Source organism: Chitinophaga sp. 10T418 (assembly GCF_056394125.1).
In genome coordinates, this window is the sequence record NZ_JBFTHG010000008.1 from 275,343 (window position 1) to 291,314 (window position 15,972).

General features: G+C 45.2%; 16 protein-coding genes. 8 read left to right on the forward strand and 8 right to left on the reverse strand.

Annotated features, from left to right (window positions below; genetic code table 11):
- Nucleotides 1–397: 397 nt before the first annotated feature.
- From AC1DCV_RS23750 to AC1DCV_RS23760, 3 genes are read left to right on the forward strand one after another with little or no spacing between them, the layout of a single operon-like run.
- Nucleotides 398–1,273 carry a LytS family sensor histidine kinase gene (locus AC1DCV_RS23750; protein WP_477025481.1) on the forward strand — a complete coding sequence of 292 codons (876 nt, stop codon included), beginning with the start codon at nucleotides 398–400 and terminating at the stop codon, nucleotides 1,271–1,273.
- Complete coding sequence (locus AC1DCV_RS23755) at nucleotides 1,266–2,327, forward strand: sensor histidine kinase (RefSeq protein WP_477025482.1); 1,062 nt, start codon at nucleotides 1,266–1,268, stop codon at nucleotides 2,325–2,327. The genes AC1DCV_RS23750 and AC1DCV_RS23755 overlap by 8 nt, the downstream gene beginning before the upstream one ends.
- A gap of 4 nt (nucleotides 2,328–2,331) precedes the next feature.
- Nucleotides 2,332–3,027, forward strand: a complete 696-nt coding sequence (locus AC1DCV_RS23760) for a LytR/AlgR family response regulator transcription factor (protein ID WP_477025483.1) — start codon at nucleotides 2,332–2,334, stop codon at nucleotides 3,025–3,027.
- A gap of 1 nt (nucleotide 3,028) precedes the next feature.
- Here the strand turns inward: AC1DCV_RS23760 and AC1DCV_RS23765 are convergent, their stop codons facing one another.
- Nucleotides 3,029–3,475, reverse strand: coding sequence for a type II toxin-antitoxin system death-on-curing family toxin (locus tag AC1DCV_RS23765; protein WP_477025484.1), 447 nt, complete (start codon nucleotides 3,473–3,475; stop codon nucleotides 3,029–3,031).
- Between the two features lie 172 nt (nucleotides 3,476–3,647).
- Here AC1DCV_RS23765 and AC1DCV_RS23770 point away from each other — a divergent pair, with 172 nt between their 5' ends.
- Entirely contained in the window at nucleotides 3,648–4,268 is a 621-nt protein-coding gene (locus tag AC1DCV_RS23770; RefSeq protein ID WP_477025485.1) for a hypothetical protein, read from the forward strand.
- Nucleotides 4,269–4,319: 51 nt separating this feature from the next.
- On the opposite strand, the gene ppsA is transcribed toward AC1DCV_RS23770, so the two are convergent.
- Nucleotides 4,320–6,731 carry a phosphoenolpyruvate synthase gene (gene ppsA / locus AC1DCV_RS23775; protein ID WP_477025486.1) on the reverse strand — a complete coding sequence of 804 codons (2,412 nt, stop codon included), beginning with the start codon at nucleotides 6,729–6,731 and terminating at the stop codon, nucleotides 4,320–4,322.
- Between the two features lie 209 nt (nucleotides 6,732–6,940).
- Between ppsA and AC1DCV_RS23780 the strand changes: the two genes are divergently transcribed.
- Nucleotides 6,941–7,444: an Lrp/AsnC family transcriptional regulator gene (locus tag AC1DCV_RS23780; RefSeq protein ID WP_441574285.1), complete on the forward strand. Its 504-nt coding sequence runs from the start codon at nucleotides 6,941–6,943 to the stop codon at nucleotides 7,442–7,444.
- Nucleotides 7,445–7,491: 47 nt separating this feature from the next.
- On the opposite strand, the gene AC1DCV_RS23785 is transcribed toward AC1DCV_RS23780, so the two are convergent.
- The 3 genes from AC1DCV_RS23785 to AC1DCV_RS23795 form a co-directional block, all read right to left on the reverse strand.
- Nucleotides 7,492–9,507, reverse strand: coding sequence for a beta-L-arabinofuranosidase domain-containing protein (locus AC1DCV_RS23785; protein WP_477025487.1), 2,016 nt, complete (start codon nucleotides 9,505–9,507; stop codon nucleotides 7,492–7,494).
- A gap of 149 nt (nucleotides 9,508–9,656) precedes the next feature.
- Nucleotides 9,657–10,997, reverse strand: coding sequence for a purple acid phosphatase family protein (locus tag AC1DCV_RS23790; RefSeq protein ID WP_477025488.1), 1,341 nt, complete (start codon nucleotides 10,995–10,997; stop codon nucleotides 9,657–9,659).
- 21 nt (nucleotides 10,998–11,018) lie between these two features.
- On the reverse strand, nucleotides 11,019–11,366 hold the full coding sequence (locus tag AC1DCV_RS23795) for a hypothetical protein (RefSeq protein ID WP_477025489.1): 348 nt from the start codon (nucleotides 11,364–11,366) through the stop codon (nucleotides 11,019–11,021).
- 160 nt (nucleotides 11,367–11,526) lie between these two features.
- Here AC1DCV_RS23795 and AC1DCV_RS23800 point away from each other — a divergent pair, with 160 nt between their 5' ends.
- Nucleotides 11,527–12,333, forward strand: coding sequence for an alpha/beta hydrolase (locus AC1DCV_RS23800; protein WP_477025490.1), 807 nt, complete (start codon nucleotides 11,527–11,529; stop codon nucleotides 12,331–12,333).
- 11 nt (nucleotides 12,334–12,344) lie between these two features.
- On the opposite strand, the gene AC1DCV_RS23805 is transcribed toward AC1DCV_RS23800, so the two are convergent.
- Nucleotides 12,345–12,824 (reverse strand): peptidase associated/transthyretin-like domain-containing protein, encoded by a 480-nt coding sequence (locus AC1DCV_RS23805; protein ID WP_477025491.1) that lies wholly within the window; start codon nucleotides 12,822–12,824, stop codon nucleotides 12,345–12,347.
- A gap of 95 nt (nucleotides 12,825–12,919) precedes the next feature.
- Here AC1DCV_RS23805 and AC1DCV_RS23810 point away from each other — a divergent pair, with 95 nt between their 5' ends.
- A complete protein-coding gene (locus AC1DCV_RS23810; RefSeq protein WP_477025492.1) occupies nucleotides 12,920–13,525 on the forward strand; it encodes an alpha-ketoglutarate-dependent dioxygenase AlkB family protein in 606 nt (201 codons plus the stop codon).
- 5 nt (nucleotides 13,526–13,530) lie between these two features.
- Here AC1DCV_RS23810 and AC1DCV_RS23815 read toward each other — a convergent pair whose 3' ends face one another.
- Nucleotides 13,531–13,917, reverse strand: a complete 387-nt coding sequence (locus AC1DCV_RS23815) for a response regulator (protein ID WP_477025493.1) — start codon at nucleotides 13,915–13,917, stop codon at nucleotides 13,531–13,533.
- Nucleotides 13,918–14,134: 217 nt separating this feature from the next.
- Here AC1DCV_RS23815 and AC1DCV_RS23820 point away from each other — a divergent pair, with 217 nt between their 5' ends.
- Nucleotides 14,135–14,983, forward strand: coding sequence for a protease complex subunit PrcB family protein (locus AC1DCV_RS23820; RefSeq protein ID WP_477025494.1), 849 nt, complete (start codon nucleotides 14,135–14,137; stop codon nucleotides 14,981–14,983).
- A 72-nt stretch (nucleotides 14,984–15,055) separates the two neighbouring features.
- Here the strand turns inward: AC1DCV_RS23820 and AC1DCV_RS23825 are convergent, their stop codons facing one another.
- Nucleotides 15,056–15,916 carry an NAD(P)-dependent oxidoreductase gene (locus AC1DCV_RS23825; protein WP_477025495.1) on the reverse strand — a complete coding sequence of 287 codons (861 nt, stop codon included), beginning with the start codon at nucleotides 15,914–15,916 and terminating at the stop codon, nucleotides 15,056–15,058.
- Between the last annotated feature and the right edge of the window lie 56 nt (nucleotides 15,917–15,972).

Sequence of the window (15,972 nt, forward strand, 5' to 3'; positions counted from 1 at the left end):
ACGATATATGAACTGTCCTGAACAAAAATGAAAATCCAAAGTACTTATCCTGTAATAACTTCCTCCGGATAATGGACGTACCCGGTTGCAGAATGTACATTCCCTCTTTTGGCATGGATGAAACAATTTTGAAGCAACGGAGGGTAAGTAACCATAAAATGGCGTCAGCAGGTACTTTCAGTGCAATAGGAAGGATGAACGGTGCTTATACAGGTACGAAAAAAATAAGTAGGTAATTATGCCGAAACAGTAGTTGCAAATACTATCTTCAATGTTGTAAGTGTATATGCGACACAATAAACCATACCGGTATTTTGCGCACCTGGCTGTCTGGATGGCCTTCATACTGCTATACATATATCCGTCAATGAAGGGGGCGTGGTCAAACTTGTTTTTGTTGAAATGGACTTCGGTAAAATATGTGCTGTATGGATTTATCAATTTTCAATTGTTTTACCTGCTCGTTTTCTTTTTCCTGCCTGCCGCAGTAAAGAAGAAGCAATACGTGCGTATGGTGATATATACTGTTGCATCGATCCTGGGATTTTCTGTACTTAAATATCTCATTGGTTATTTTCTTTTTCCTGACGAGGTATTATTCAGGGCTATTCCGTTGAGAATGATGTCAATGGCGGGCCGTATAGCACCGCCTGCGCCTATGACTTTTATGCAGTATTTGCCGCTGACGATACAGGTAGGTACGGGTGTTGCATTGCTGGCGTATGGCTACCGTCTCTTCCTGGAGTGGCGTAATGCAGCACCGGAAGACCGTTTACTGGCTACTACGGCCGCCCATGCCCGGCGGCGGAATGAACGGATGCAGGAAGGCTCCAGGCAGTTGTTGTATAATTTGCAGCAACTGGCTCCCTTATTGGAAGACCCGGAGAAACGTGAAAAGGAGGGTACACGAGCCATGCTGTTATTATCAGATTTGCTGAGATATATGCTTTATGATAAAGCCCTGGAAAATGATAAAGTGAGTTTAAAAAGAGAGCTGTTGAATCTGGAGCGTTACCTGGAACTACGTAATCTCTGTAATGTATCACAATCAATCGTGTTGCAGATTACTGGTGCTGAACCTGCCGGGCTGGTGGAAGCGTTGCGTTTACAGTACCTGGCGGATAAAAGAATGCGGGAACTACAGGGGATTTCGGGAGCATTGGTGATTAGACTTGATATTTCCCGAGACACCGTGTTTTTGTCTGTAACGCCGGAAAGTACTACTGGTCATGTTTTACCGGATAAAATAAATATATATCCTGCCAATGAGTAATGTCCGTAAAAATATCATTGAGTTTTTTGCGCTAATGGTGGTGTGGATGCTGTTGGTATACGGGCTGAATGCGATTGCCATTGTGAAACGTACCCCGCTGGTGATGCACAACTTTCATATTAATTATGGATTTTTTGGCTTGCTGAATTTCCTGGTATGCTATGTATATGTGCGTTGGGTGGTACCTCCATTTCTGCAATACAATAATTGGGGCCGGCTTTTGGCAACAGTGTTGCCATTAATGACGGGCAGTATCGTACTGAAGTATTTGATTGCAGATAATTTTTTCCGGAATATCATATTGAATACCGGTTACCACTATGTTAACGGAGAGAAAGTACAATTGTATCAATCTTTCCAGATGTACTTTGTCAGCGGCTTATGGAGTGGTTTGGTGATCCTGGTGGCCGCATTTGCCTATTGTTTTTTTATTTTATGGTTAGAGGAAGATAAACGAAGAGCTTTACTACAGCAGCAGCAGTTACAGGCGGAATCTGGTTTTCTGAAGATGCAGTTAAATTCTCATTTCCTGATAAACAGTCTTAATAGTATTTACTCACTGGCGTTGGTGGACTCACCGGAAGTGGTAATGGCGCATAAAACCCTCACCGATCTGCTGGCCTATATGGTAGAGCAACCTTCAGATATTGCTTACCGTGCGCCTATTGCGGAGGAGATCCGTTATTTGCAGGACTTTGTAACTTTACAGCGCATACGTACCGGTTGTAATAAAGGGGTGGTGTTTAAATTCCCGGAACAGTTGCCGGAAAAAAAAGTGGCGCCTTTATTACTGGTGCCGTTTGTAGAAAATGCGTTCAAACATGGGGTGAGCAATCGCCCGGAAAAGCCGGTGCGCATTACGCTGGAATGTGATGAACAACAGTTGGTTTTCCGGGTGCATAATTATATTTCCGGTCATCAGCGGGATAAAACCGGTGGTATCGGGCATGATAATGTGCGTAAGCGTTTACAATTGATTTACCCCGGAAAACATGAGTTGGAAGTAGTGGATATGAAAGACGAATATTATAGTAACTTAGTGATCAACTGGTAACCATATGGCAGTAAAGTGTATAGTGGTAGATGATGAGCCCCTGGCGGCACAGGTATTGGTATCCTTCATCAATAAAACGCCGGACCTGCAGTTAGTGAAAACATTTCTTCATCCGCAGGAAGCATTGCTTTTTCTGAAACAGGAAAAAGTAGACCTGGTATTCCTCGATATACAAATGCAGGAGCTCAGCGGCATTGAATTTATGCAATTAGCGCCGGCAGGAATACAGATCGTCATAGTATCTGCCTACGATGAATATGCGGTAGAAAGTTTTGATCGCGAAGCCATAGACTACCTGCTTAAGCCTGTATCCTTTGAACGTTTCGCCAGGGCGGTGCAACGGGTACAGGCGAAAAATACTCCCGCTATCTCACAACCTGCCGGCACAGATTATATTTTTGTTCGCACCGATAAACGGATTGTACGGGTAGATGTAAAAGATATTCTTTTTGTAGAAGCACTGCGTAATTACGTGGCCATACAAACTATCAAACAAAAGATCCTCACTTTACAGAACCTGCGCAGCTTTGAAGAAATCCTGGCGCCTTTTCGCTTTTTACGGGTGCATAAATCCTATATTATCTCCCTGGATAAAATAGATAGCATAGAAAGACAACGGATTTTTACAGGGGAGTATAATGTGCCTATCGGTGATGCCTATATGAAACAGTTTATGGAGGCGATTAATATGCCGCGGTGAGTTAGTTATTCCCATTCATCAGATTCACCAACACCTTTATCATCATATCTTTTTCCTCCGGCTTGGATTCCGCTATCATCAGCGTAAATGCTACCAGCGCATTATTGCCAATTTTCTTTGACCCGTCTTCACGATAAAGAATAGCATTCTTATCGAGGAACCACACAAATAAAAATGCGGCTATTCTTTTATTGCCATCTGAAAAAGAATGATTCTTGGTAACGAAGTATAACAGATGTGCAGCTTTTTCTTCTACACTGGGATAAACGAATTGGCCTCCGAACGTTTGATAGATAGCCGCCAGCGATCCCTTGAAAGATTCATCTTTCTCATTGCCAAAGAGGCTGCTGCCGCCAAATTTATCGCGAAGTCCCATGATCGCGTTCATGGCATTCTGATAAGTAATTTCAAAAATATTTTCAAGGGTAGTGGATTCAATTTCGAGCACCTGGTGGTCGTACTTGTCAAGTATATCTAGCGCATAAGTATAATCGTTGAGTACTTTTAATAAGCCGTCAGCTTCAGAATTGGGGTTAAGTGTTGCATAATATTTATTTTCGGAGGGGAAAGTTATGCAATCTTTTTTTAACCAGGGCGTTATGGGACAGTAAATTCAGTTCATGCGCATTCTCCTGTACCTTATTATTGTGATCCTTGCCTGCTCCTGTCGTTCTCCGAAGGAACATCATCGTGCGACAACACTGGTGTTAAAAGATAACCGCGGTATTATTAAAATGGACTTACCTCCGGGTTGGGATACTGCATTACAATGGACACATCATTCTGACTGCGGCCTGCCATGCGACCAAATTAAATACAGGTTTCAACCTAAGGTTTTCCCTATTGCTTTGGAAGACGGATGGATGTACACAAGGTCTCCTCACGATTCAATTGAACAATTAACGGTTATACAACAGGCAGAAATGCAAGTGACGAAAGATACTTTAAATGACATCAGGCAGTTTCGTGAGAATATGAGGAAAATGTTTTTAACAGATAATTACCACGCTCATTTCGTGATAGACACTATCATGCAGGTAGGTAAGCATTTGATACCGGTGGTGGGCGTTTTCAACGAAATAAATGATATACAAAGCTACAATATAAGTGCCCTTGCTATTTTGAAAAGGGATGCTGTAATGTTTGAATTCAAGGTACTGGCGAAAGGTAAGAAAAAAGAAGATGAACTGTTTGTCGAAAAAGTAATGAACATTATATGTTCCATACAACTGCAGGAATAATTCCCAAATCAAAAAAGCGCTGAAGCCCCCGGGCTCCAGCGCGCTCTTTTCTTACTTCTCCGCCTCATGAATCGCCATCACCGTTTTTATGATTGCATCTGGTGTAACTGAAATACTATCAATGCCCTGTTGTACCAGGAATTTAGTGAACTCCGGAAAGTCCGATGGGCCTTGTCCGCAGATACCTACTTTTACTTTTTGTTGTTTCGCTACTTTAATCAAATGTGCAATGAGCCGTTGTACTGCCGGATTCAGTTCATTGTAAAGATTGGCCACCAGGGAAGAATCCCTGTCGAGACCAAGTGTGAGCTGTGTCAGATCATTTGATCCTATCGAGAAACCATCAATGAAAGCGGAGAATTCTTCCGCCATCATAATATTGGAGGGTAGTTCTGCCATCAGGTATACTTCCAGGCCGTGTTCGCCGCGGCGTAATCCAAATTCTTCCATGGTAGCAAGTACCAGTTGCAGTTCTTCTACAGTTCTGCAAAAAGGAATCATCACTACTACATTCTTCAGTCCCATGGTTTGCCGTACTTTGAGGAGTGCCTTACACTCGAGTTCAAAGGCAGGTTTGTATTGTGGAGAGTAGTAGCGGGAGGCGCCTCTCCAGCCGATCATCGGGTTTTCCTCTGTAGGCTCAAAGTATTTACCACCTAACAGGTTGAAGTATTCGTTGCTTTTGAAATCGGAAAAACGTACGATTACTTTTTCGGGATAAAAAGCAGCCGCAATTTTTCCAACGCCATAGGCCAGTTTATTAACGAAGTAGTCCACTTCATTATCGTGTCCCTGAATGAGCTGGGCTATTTTAGCAGAGAGCTCTGCGTCGTGCAGTTCCTTGTGCTTTAATAACGCTAATGGATGTACTTTAATGTAGTTGTTGATAATGAATTCTTCTCTGGCAAGCCCCACACCTTTGTTGGGCAGGTGGGCAAACTGGAAAGCCATGGCAGGAGCGCCTACATTGAGCATGAGCGGGGTACGTATGGCCGGGAGTTTGGCGAGGTCCAGTTGATCTTCCCGGAAAGGCAGTATGCCTTCGTATACGATACCATCGCTGCCTTCTGCGCAGCAAACGGTGATTTCCTGATCCGCGTTTAATTTCTCGGTGGCATCGCCACAGCCAACAATAGCGGGGATACCCATTTCGCGTGCAACAATGGCCGCGTGACAGGTACGTCCTCCTTTATTGGTGACGATGGCAGATGCCATTTTCATGATGGGTTCCCAATCCGGATCTGTCATGTCGGTGACGAGTACATCACCGGGTTTGAATTCACTACCGGTAATTAAGCGGTTGTCGAGGGAAAAGAGGATATTCACTTTACCGGCGGCTATTTTATCACCTACGGCAATACCTTTTAATAATTGTTTGGCGGTGTTGGTATGATCAATGGCATAAGAGGTAATCATGCTGTGATCTTTCCGGGAGTGGATGGTTTCGGGGCGTGCCTGTACGATATACAGTTCATTGGTGAGCCCATCTACAGCCCACTCCACATCCATCGGGCACCAGCGCCCTTTCTTTTGTGAGTAATAGGTTTCAATACAACGTACCCAGGTAGCCAGTTGCATGATTTGTGCATCGCTCAGGCAAAAATGTTGCTGTTGCTTTTTTTCTACCGGTATGATCCTGGTTCTCTCATCACTGCTTTCGCCATACACCATTTTCTTATCTTTTACACCCAGTTTTTTTTCTATGATAGGGGTGTAACCGGCCTGCATGCAGGGTTTGAATACGATGAATTCATCCGGTGATACAGCGCCCTGTACTACCATTTCACCAAGACCGAAGGAACCATTGATCACTACTACTTCCTTAAATCCTGATTCTGTGTCAAGAGAGAAGGCTACGCCGGAAGCTCCCAGATCGGAGCGGACCATTTTCTGAACGCATACGGACAAGCCTATACTAAAATGGTCGTAGCCGAAATTTTGCCGGTAGCTGATGGCGCGGTCGGTAAACAGGGAGGCGAAGCAGTTTCTTACGGCATCAATTAATGCAGCGGGCCCTCTTACGTTGAGGAAGGTTTCCTGTTGTCCTGCAAAAGAGGCATCGGGTAAGTCTTCCGCGGTGGCGGATGATCGTACGGCTACATCTGTTTGTTCCTGTCCGTATTGCTGTGATAACTGCTGATAGGCGGCAATGATCTCGTTACTCAGCTCGTGCGGAAACCGGGTACTGCTGATTGCTTGTCTTATTTTCTGCCCGGCTCTGCGGAGGGTGATGATATCGTTAAAGTCAACGGTGGCTACCTGTTCTGCTATGAATTTTTCGAGCCCGCTTTGTTTCATAAAATCGTAATAGGCGATTGTGGTGATAGCAAAACCATCCGGAACGGCAACACCTACTTCTGACAGGTTAGCGATCATTTCTCCCAATGAGGCCGACTTACCACCTACCAGGGCAATAGCATCCATGCCCACCGCTTTTAGCGGCAGTACAATACTTTCTCTCATATAAAAATGAGTTTAATGAATAAAAAAAATGGAAGGATGATGTACGTCTTCCAAACGTGGTTTGTTTTCTATGAAAGCAAATTATGCTATGTGACGATGGTATGACAACAACGGATTCAAAAGCGAAAACAAAACTAAAAAAAACTGCTTCCACCGACTTTTTTTCCTAAATCAGTAGTAGTATCGCTATTTTTGATAAAAATAACATCATGAGTTTCATACCTGACCAGATTGATATGTGTATAATGGACATATTACAGGAAGACGCCAGAACAACCAATAAAGAGATTGCTTCCAGGTTAGGTAAGTCAGTTACTTCTATATTTGAAAGAGTAAAACGCCTGGAAGCAGAAGGGTATATCTTACGCTATATTGCCGTGCTCAATAAAAATAAGCTGGGCAAAAACCTCGTGGCCTATACCAGCGTTACGTTAAAGGAACATGGGCATGACCGCCTGCCGGCCTTCGAACAAAAGATCAATACTTTCCCGGAAGTCATGGAATGTTATAAAATGAACGGACAGTTTGATTACCTGTTGAAGGTGTTGGTAGCTGATATGGAAGCCTACGAACAATTTAACCTGACTAAATTATCGAAGCTGGATAATATCCAAAAGATCCGCAGCCTGTTTGTTTTAGCAGAGTCCAAGTTTGAAGTGGAGTTAAACCTGAAAACAGGACTGCAAACAAAACTGCAGCATAAAAATAAATAAATTTAAAAAGTGGGGCGTATCATTTTTTGATACACCCCATTCATTTATCAGTTACCTACAACCGGGAACTGTGAAATCCGCAACTTTGTACAGCCGTAGGGTATGAGCGTAATTTCTTCTTCGGCGCCCATTTCCATGCCATAAGTAATACTGTACGGAATGGGTCCTGTCATTTCATTATATAATAGCCAGGAGGGTATTCGTTTGGCGGTTGTTTTTATGGAGATGGGTGCATGCGCTGATGACCATGGATAAGTGGGCATCACACCGGTGGTTGTTACTTTGTAACGATCTTGCATCTTATTATCGGGAGTGGCGATAAGGCTATAGTTCCAGGGAGTGGTAGGGCGCACTTCAGTATAGGTTTTACCATTATCCACCGGATCTATTGTGTTGGTGACTTCCTGCTCTGCTTCCCCGATTTTTAGTGCATACGTGATAGGCCCACGTTCTACCGACATCGAATTTTCAAACCAGGTATTCCGGAAGATGTGCATCGGCAATTGCAGTTCTACTACATCGCCTGGTGTCCATTCCCGGGCTATCTTCACCACCTGGTTGCCGTCGGCTTCCTGCCATACTTTGCCATTTATTTTGATGGTCCCTTTTTTACACCAGGCAGGTATGCGCAGGTGAAACGGAAAGCTTACTTTCTTAGGTGTGCTAAGGGTAAACCGGATACTTTCTTCAAAAGGATAGTTCGTTTCTTCTTTAAACGTTACCGGTATTTGCCGGCCCACATATACTTTTACTTCACTGGGTGCATACAGGAGGGCTGCCACGCCGCTGTCTGTGGTGGCATACCATAAGTTTTGCGTGAATTTTGGCCATCCCTGGTGCATATTAGAGGTACAGCAGGCATAACCGGAGAGTAAGCCATAGCAAAGATCGGTACCGCTATGGTTCACATCAAAATTCCGGATATGGCGGGTGGCCATTACCTGGTTGGCCTGTTGGAAATACTGCCGGGTCATAAAGTCGGCGGAAATCTGTGCCGGCAAGGCATTGAATGCAATTTTTTCGATCTGGTCGGCATACGATACTTCTCCGCTTATTTCGAGTATGCTTTCCAGTGAGAACATCATTTCTACAACGCTACACAACTCTGCCCCTTGTGTAGGGTTATTGCCATGCAGGGCTTCATCACCGCCATACATGCCTTGTGCCATGCCGTTAAATTTGCGGAGGTCATCGAAACCTTTACGGGTAGCTTCCAGGTATTTGTTATCCGGCTGTTGCTGATAATAGATCACCGGTTCTTTCATCCCCTGTGCCAGGTTTACACCATGAATGCTTCCAGCCGTGGAGAGGAGGTTAGTATGTAAAAAGGCATCAGTATAATCAAATGTTTGTTGATGCAGCAGTTTGGCAAGATCCAGCAGGAATGCATCTCCTGTAATATTATATAACCAATACACCACCATCAGGTTATCACCTGCCCGGTAGCGTGACCAGAACGTCCAGTGGTCGAGGGGCTTTTGCGGTAGTTCTTTCAGCTGATACCGGAAGTAGTTGGTCAGGAGATGAATAATACGTGGATCGCTGGTGGCATCATAGTATTGTTTTAATACTTTCAGCATTACCATTTTGGGCCACCAGTCATGGCTGTTGTCCCGTTGTATGCCGGGTTCGGGAGTATAATCTTTGGAAGGACCGAAATAGCCGTCTGCCTGCTGGCTTTTAAGAGACCATTCCACCCAGGGCTTCACCTTGGCGATGAGGGCCGTATCTTTCAGGATATAGGCCAGCGGCAGCAGGCCGTCTATCCAGTAGGGGCCACGTTCCCACTGGTCGCCATCACCACCCAGCCAGCCATTACGCTGGTTCATCACCAGCGGATATAATTTATCCAGTTGCCCGGTGGCGCCATTCTTTTGCTGCACCAGCATGTTTCGCAACCAGCCTTTAGGCGTAATGGCGCCCAAAGGAAGCGCGATGTAAGGTTTGGGATGAAGTGGGGCGCGGTTCGGGTAATAAGTTGGCACAGCAGTGCGTTGCTGCTGTGCCAGGGTGGAAAGGGAAAGACCCAGCAATATCGTGGAAGCTATAGCAATCAGTTTCATAATCTTTGTAGTCGATATAAATTTCAATGCCAAAATATACTTTATCCGCTTTACGAGATATCGTAATTGACTCAAAGTTTCTACAAATTGTATCAAAAAAAGGCTGCTTCCGGAAGGGAAACAGCCTTACATACAGGGATAGCGGACAGTTATAAAGGCCGGCGGTCAATCAACCGGTTGTGACGGCCGGGTTGTTTCACCAGGTCGAAGGCATCGAATACCTCACCGGTAGCCAGACAGGAACGGAACGACAACGTATCGTTATCGATGGTAACAAGACTATACAGTTGTATGTCACCTGTTACTACATCCGTCCACTCTATAGACGTATCATACTCATACATTTTGGAACCACTAACGGTCACCAGGTACATGGTGCCGCCGGGAGCCACTTTTTGCATGCCTCTGCCATATGCATGGTCATGCCCCTGCAGTATAATGTCTACTTTATACTGATCGAAGAGTGGCTTTAAACAGGCCTTTACCTGCTTGTTATCACGCCCTTTTTTGGTGGAAAATACCGGGTGGTGCATGGTGATGCAGGTCCATTTGCAGGGATTGTTTTTCAGCAACTTTTCCAGCCAGGCGGTTTGCCGGTGTATCTGGGCTTCGTTGGCCGCTTCTTCCAGCATCATGGTATTCAGCGAAATGAAACGTACGTTTTGGATATCCGTATAGTATACACTCCCTTCGAGGTTGTCATCTCCCGTACCATTGGCCGGCAGGCCAAACTGTTCTTTCCAGTACACTGACAGATGCGGCTGATCATCTTCATGTGTATATTCATGATTACCGGGTGTTACAATGGCCGGAATGCTGCCATGTATATAACCACCTGCTTCAAACCACTGCCCCCATTCTTCGTCTTTGTTCGCGCGGTTTACCAGATCGCCGGCGTGGATGATGAGCTGTGCATCCGGTAACTGTGCATAAGCTTTCCGTATCACGCGGCTCCAGAAAGGACGGATGCCTACCTGTGCATCTCCCAGGTAGATGAAAGACAGCTTACTGTTATCTGCGGCGGCAGTACGAAAAGAGGTCCATTCACTCCAGCCGCTGTCGTTGCCTACGCGATAGGTATAGGTGGTAGCGGGTTGCAGTCCCTGCAGCGTCACACGGTGATGGACAGCACTCACCTGTTCAAACCGGAAGCTGCGGGCATCTGCGGATACACGTTTGGCTTTGGCAGTGAAATCAGGATGGGCATCTGCGATCGCATATTCTGCATAATGTGCACCGGCAGCATCGGCGGTACGCCAGTTCAGTGTAACAGACGTGGCCGGTTTATCCGTTACCGTTAGTATAATGCGATCCGGTGTGTTGGTGGCAGGATAAGGGAGCGGCTCAAAACTTTCCAGTGCGGGATGAGGTATTGTAGATTTATCCGCCGAAGGAGCCGCCGTGGCCGATTCCAGCAATACGGCTCCTCCTGCAAAAGGGAGCAGGCTCCCTGCCTTGAGGAAATTGCCTAAAAATTTTCTTCTCTCCATATGTTGCATAGCTTTTATCGTTTATCCGTTAACGTGATTGCAGGTACCACATTTTGGTATTGATATCATCCGGACCAAAAACGCTGATCGCTGCTTTATAGTTATCCAAAGTGTGGCAGCATCGGTGCCTGGTACGGTTACCTTACCGCTCTGTATCGCTTCGGCCAACAGGAAACATACTTCGGAATACACTATCGTACTGGCTTTGAGACTGGCAGATTTATTCTGACGGAAGAAAGATGAGAAGACTGACTGATGTGATTCACCACCGTTATAGTCAGCAGGAGTTACCGCTGCATGCGGCACACCTGCATACTTGTTTTGATCCACAGTAGCACCGGTGCTGCTGCTGACAGGTGCGATCCACAATTCCAGCCGGGGATCATTTACACTTCAATTGCAGAAAAATCTTCCATCGGGTATCTGGACTTTAATCATGACAACACAAATATAGCGGGGACATGTTACGCCATTGTTAAGCCAACAAACGGTGGATATCTTTTTTATGCTTAAGTTTGAAAGAAAAAAAATGCGTCCGTTAATCTTTCTGTTTGGCATCTTATTCATTAGTACAGCAAATGCGCAAACCACTCCTTTTTCAATCGGCGAAGTACAGCAGATCCGGTCAACGGAACTAAATGAAACACGCACACTGAATATTTATCTCCCGGAGGGATATGAAAAAAATACCCAACAAACCTACCCGGTCATATACCTGCTGGATGGTTCTGCGAATGAAGACTTTTTGCATATAGCAGGACTGGTACAGTTTTTAACCATGATCCAGCAAATGCCGCCGTCCATTATAGTGGGTATTGCGAACATAGACAGGAAAAGGGATTTCACCTTTCCTTCTACAGTGGCGGAAGATAAAAAAGACCTGCCTACCGGAGGAGGATCCGCAAAATTTATCAGTTTTATTGAGAAGGAATTACAACCTTATGTAAAGCAACATTTCAGAACCAACAATATCCGCACCATCATCGGGCAATCGCTGGGCGGCTTACTGGCTACCCAAATACTGGTGGAACATACTCATTTGTTTAATCGCTACGTGATCATCAGCCCCAGCTTATGGTGGAATAATGAATCGTTGCTGGCCAAAATAAAGAAACCCTTCCGTGATACGGGAATAGATGCACAGATTTTTATTGCGGTGGGTACCGAAGGAAAACAAATGGAAGATGACGCAAAGGCGCTGTCAGATAAGCTACGGGCTGAATCGGTAATGGGCATGTCGGTGGTGTTTGTACCCATGCCGGAGGAAACGCACCTGACTATATTGCACAATGCTGCGTATAAAGCATTGCAGGTACTGAATCCGCAAAAGAAATAAGAAGGACCTGGTTAATCTTTCCTGCTTCTTTTTGAGCGTTTTGATTCCCGCTCTGGCAGGCTGGGGGGAGCTTGTTTCAACAATATTTTCCCGAGATCAATTTCATCCTGCAAATGAACATTCGTTAACATAATTTGTGTTTTATCAAATAATGGATCGGCGATAATAAGTGTGATCGTATCTCTTCCCGGAACATAGCTAAACCGGAAGTCGCCATTTCCGTTGGTCACTACAGCAGATTGAGTCTCTTTAATTCTTATAATAACACTGGGAACGTTTTCTGTTTTTCCCGTTTGAGCATCTACCATTTGAATGGTTCCTTTGACGCGAACGGTATCTGTTGATCTGATTTTATAGACTGCATAAACATTTGCTGCGGTGGCGAATGCATGTGGGAGCGTAGCCAGTGACGTAATCAGCACCAGCGATATCGGCCATAAGGGCTTTTTCTTTGATTCGGGAAGCTGTTGTCTGAAGTTGTTAAGTGGCATAGGGACGGAGGTTTGCTTATAAATATAATGTTTTTCATTACCCAATATATCTTCTGGCATAAAATTGAGGCACCCTTGGTAAGTATATCACACATATGTCGCAGCTAAGTTTTTTTGATGATAATGAGAGCCTGCTTTTTCCGGAAAACCTGCTGGAATATTATCCGCATTTCCTTGAAGCCGGAGCGGGCATCGCACTCCTGAATGAGTTGGTCAGCACCGTGCCCTGGAAGCAATCTACTTTAACGATAAAAGACAAAGTGATCCTTACACCACGACTGCTGGCCTGGTATGGAGATGCGAAATACAGTTATCGTCTCTCTGAAAAGCAATTTGATCCATTACCCTGGACACCGGCATTGCAGGCGTTACGAAATAAGGTGGAAGATTTCACGCAGCTGCATTTTAACAGCGTGTTGCTGAATTATTACCGGGATGGTAACGACTCTGTTGCCTGGCATAGTGATCATGAGCAAGAGTTGGGGAAGCATCCTAATATCGCTTCCTTAAGCCTGGGACAGGCGAGGAACTTTGATTTCAGACATAAGAAAGATCATCAGCGTAAATATTCCCTGAAGCTTGGCAATGGCTCATTGCTGATCATGAAAGGAGATCTGCAGCAACAATGGGAGCATCGTATCGCTAAGTCCACCCGACCTTTGCAGCCAAGAATTAATTTAACCTTCAGGATTATTTACTAGCCGGGTTATAAAAAGCGTAAGAAGGCGTGGGCGATATCCAGGCTTTCCTGGTAAGAAATCGGCTTGGTGATAAAAGAATGTGCACCAAGTTCCATGCATTTCTCTTTTTCAAAAGGGTTGATAGAAGTAGAGTAAATGATTACAGGTATGTTTTTTAAACGGTCATCCTGTTTAAGGCTCCTGAGGGTTTCTGTCCCATTCATCCTGGGCATGTTCAGGTMTAATATAATGAGGAGCGGGACCGGGCTGAGTGCTTCGTTTTCCTGTAAAATAGTCAGTGCCTGTTCTCCGTCTTCCGCAAAAGAAATCGTATCAGGTGCATTTATAGACTCCATTGAAAACCGAATGATATCCCGGTCGTCAGCATCATCATCTACCATGAGAATTTTCATCCGTTAATATTTATCCACCTTCCTACAGTCAAAGTGGATGCCATTAGGATTAATTTTAATTTTAAACCCGCTAACGCTTACCCCTATTGATTAAGGGGAAATGAACGGATGCCACAAAGTGTGGAATTAGGGCGGAAGGAGGGTAATAGATTACACGGATTTTTAAACCTATTCACAAATACCTTAATTTCGCCCCATCGTATAAAAACCTGTTTTTATGAATCTATACACGGCCGTAGCATTACCGGTATTCCTCCTGACTTTACAGCCTCAGGACCTTTACAGCAAAGACAAACCTGTAACAGAATACACAGCCCCCAAGCCCCAATCGCGTATTTCTTTTGGTAATGGCATTGATCTTATCGTAAAAGGTCTGGGTTTAAATATCGACAATATCCGCTTTATTAAAGCCCCTAAGGCCACCGATTACTTTAAACTGGCCAATGATAAAGCGCCTTATGCGCAGTCGCTCATCATCGCCGGTAATAACGGTATCCAGTCTGGCCGTGACCGGAACCCGGAGTCACCTGCCACCAGGGAGCAGTTTGCACTTGCTTTATATGAAGCCATCACCGCTAAAAACCAGTACCCGGTAAATATGATGTGGTTGAATATAAAAGATGAAAAGTCTTTTACAGGCAGTGCCCTCAATGCCGTACAAACACTCATCAAATTCAATGTAGTGGCGCTGGAGAACGGTAATTTCCGTCCTAAAGCATACATCACTAAAACAGAAGCTGCTACTATGGTAAAGAAAGCTGCCGAATTTATACAGTCGCATAAAGAAAATGCCGGAGAAGGACAAAAGGCAGATGGTGCTGTTACCTTTACCACCACGCCGGTAAACGACCAGGTAAACAGTATCGTGCTTTCCGCTGGCAGCAAGCCTACCGGAGGGTATGAACTGCGTATTACCCGTATCGATTTTACGGCCGCCAACGAAGCCATTATTCACTATAAGCTTACTGCACCTGCTCCAGGTAGCATGACTATCCAGGTGATTACAGAGCCGAAGGCGGAAACGTTTATTGGCGCCGCTTATAAGGTGACGTTGAAAGGAGAGTAGACGTTGCTGTAAATAAAACAGAAAGAGGGGGTATCATATGATACCCCCTCTTTCTGTTTTATTTAATCCTGTTTATTTTTTTCCGGAGATGCTGTCTTTTCCTATCACCGTCCAGTCATCGTTACCATGACCTTTCTCGATCCAGCGGTCCATTTCTGCTGCGATAGCCGGTAACACCGCCAGATGGGTATCACCTTTCTTTGCGGCATCAATAAACAGCTGAGTGTCTTTCCGGGCCATGCTCAGTTCCCAGGAAGGATTGTTATAGGTACCGGACGTCATCCTTTGCAGTCTGGCCGGTAGCCCTGTGCCTGGGTTCCAGACACCAAACAGGGAGCTGACGTCACTGATAGGGATGTCCAGTGCTTTGGCGAGTGACAGGGTATCTGCGAGGCCAGCCGTCAGACTAACCAGGAAGCTGTTACCAATCAGTTTTATGCCAGCTGCTTTGCCAACGGTATCTCCAAAATTGATCACCTGGCCGGTCATTTTAGCGAGGGCAGGTGTGATGTTGCTGATCACTGTCTGATCGCCGGAAACCAGCATATACCCGGTACTTTCCAGTGCATTGGAAGGCCCCATAAATACGGGTGCATGCAGGTAGGTGAATCCACGTGCGGCCCATTCTTTCGTTCTTGCAACGGCGCCATCGGCAGAAGTAGTGGTGTGATCAATGATCATCGCCCCGGGCTTCAGTCCTTTGAGCGCTGCCTCCAGTACTTCATTTACGGTGTGGTCATCTTTTAGTGTCAGGTGTATGCGGTCTGCCCCTTTTACGGCTTCGGTCACTTCCGCAAATGCTTTGGCGCCATAGGTTTCCAGCGCAGTAGCTTTAGCGGTAGTGCGGTTCCATACCTGTACGGTTTCTCCTTTACTGATAAGTGCCCTCACGAAATTTGATCCCAGAAGGCCCATGCCTAAGAATGCTATCATAACCTTTTTTCTTTCGAAGGTAGATTAGAATTACGAATTACAGATCTGTAATTCCA